This window comes from Blastopirellula marina, assembly GCF_002967715.1.
GTDB classification, from domain to species: domain Bacteria; phylum Planctomycetota; class Planctomycetia; order Pirellulales; family Pirellulaceae; genus Bremerella; species Bremerella marina_B.
In genome coordinates, this window is sequence record NZ_PUIA01000083.1 from 1 (window position 1) to 639 (window position 639).

Here is a 639-nt window from a genome sequence, read left to right on the forward strand (position 1 = left end):
AAGCGAAGTCGCGCCCCGGGCGAACGAATATTGCCGTGAGCTCTCCGTTTACATAATAAGCGTCCACAAACCCATTTCCGCCACGGAAGCTTACAGGGATTTCAATTTCGCAGCGAACTTCTCCGGATGCATTGCGAATTTGCGCGTTCGACTTTCCGTCATCGCGCACCGGTAGCACGACGACAACGGCCGGGTGGCACTGTTTTCGGCTTCTCTTTTCGGGTGCCACTGTCGTCTGCGACAGTGTCTCTCGCCTTCGGAAAGGCCCTCCATTGAGCAGCATCTTGATTCGTCGGCAGGATGTCAAAAGAATATATCGATCAAAATTGCCTGAACGTGCCTAAATGCCGCCCCACTCATTTCAGTCCACTGAAGAGCACGGTCGCAGACGACAGTGGCGCCCAAGATCATGAATACCCAGCAGTGCCGCCCGGCCGAACGCCTAACCTTACAAAAGACGAGCTTCTCAAATACATCCACAACTATTACCAGCAACCCGAACTTCGCCGAAGGATTCCTGGGGTTGACCTAGGATTTTAGATAGCAATGCACTTTTATGTACTTTCTCTTGCGACGGCGAATTCGCCATACCCAGAATTTGAGTTGATTGGTAAGCCCGAACGGACTGAAGCTCCTAAG

1 protein-coding gene is annotated in these 639 nt (G+C 52.1%); it reads right to left on the reverse strand.

The window, feature by feature from the left end:
• The coding region (locus tag C5Y96_RS27930) for a hypothetical protein (protein ID WP_214609079.1) at positions 1-229 on the reverse strand (229 nt) is incomplete at its 3' end.
• Positions 230-639 lie beyond the last annotated feature (410 nt).